Raw genomic sequence first — 1,287 nt, forward strand, 5'->3', positions numbered from 1 at the left:
GGAATGGCGGACAGCCCTCAATCAGTTCGCTATCATGTTCGGCGATCGCTTTCAGCCGTCAGCGCGCTGACGGCTGAAAGCGACATCCCGCGGGGATGCTCTTACACAGAATTCCTGACACACCCGCGACAGGATGCGGCGTTCAGCTTTTCGCGCATCAACAGCCCTCAGCACGGCCTTGGGGCGGTTGTCCGACTTGTCATTCTCCAACGCGGTTCCGGTAGGATAGCCCTCGATGGTTATGAACCCATCATCATTGCCCGCTGCAATGACGAACAGGATGCCATGCTCCCAGGCTAACCAATCCAGGAGGCGCGCCCAGGGGGACATCTGGCCGTGGAACGGGCGCCGCTTGTTGCCGAGCGACAAGTTGATGATCAGGATATCCGCATCGGTCTGCTGGCGAAGATGCAGGACGGCCTCATAGACCAAGTCGATGGCAAGGCGCTCGGTCGGCAGACACTCTTCCCGACCATCAAATTCCATCACCGGCACGGTGATGATCCTGCGCGGCAATGGGGAACTGCCGGGGCTGTTCAGGTCGCCATGGACGATCAGCGACGCCATGGCAGTGCCATGCTTGCGGTCCCGAACGGGTGTCCGCTCTTCCAGGGCGAACAGGTCGATCCCGTCGGTCCTGCCGACAAGCAAGGGGTGGCCGGAAACGACGGCCCCATCCAGCAAGGCCAGAATGGGCGGTCGGTCGGCGGCCGCTCTCGCCGGAAAATCTGCTGCGGTAATGTCGGTGGTCCCAATGCCATTGCCCAAGCTCTGCGGGCGGATGTGCATGACCTCATTGGCGCCTCGAAGGCTCGTCTCCTCCTGGGACAGGATTGCCTTCAACTCGCTTGCAGGAATCTCGACCAGTAAACCGTGGTAAGAGATCGGACCAATACGTTGGGATGTGATCAACCTACCGCCACGCTCGCGCAAACGATCTTCAAAAGACGTTTGGGCGTTTGAGGCTTCCTGTTTCTTCGGTCTATAAACTAATTCCACCTCGATCCTAACAGATTCATCCTCTGACAGGTCTTCCGCAATCTCTTCCAGAACGCCTTTGTCCTCTGGCGATATCCGATCCTCTGGTCCCCACTTTCGAAGTTCCTTAAGGCGACCAAACACGTCCTGCCACGGGGTATAGCCAACCCCGAGGTCTTTGTTAGAGCGATTTTCTGTCTGACGGAATCGTATTGGGATTCCTCTTTTCTGCGGGACATGATTCAAGGTGCGGGCTGGAGCAGGAGGCCAGCCGGCATGACGCGACCTCTTTCCCTGGACCTGCGTTCG

General features: G+C 58.5%; 1 protein-coding gene. It reads right to left on the reverse strand.

Going from position 1 to position 1,287, the window contains the following annotated elements; all coding sequences use genetic code 11:
- Positions 1-51: 51 nt before the first annotated feature.
- On the reverse strand, positions 52-1,287 hold a 1,236-nt coding region (locus DK368_RS21170; protein WP_205028346.1), incomplete at its 5' end, for a S8 family serine peptidase.

The organism is Oleisolibacter albus (genome assembly GCF_003336875.1).
Classification (GTDB): domain Bacteria; phylum Pseudomonadota; class Alphaproteobacteria; order Azospirillales; family Azospirillaceae; genus Niveispirillum; species Niveispirillum album.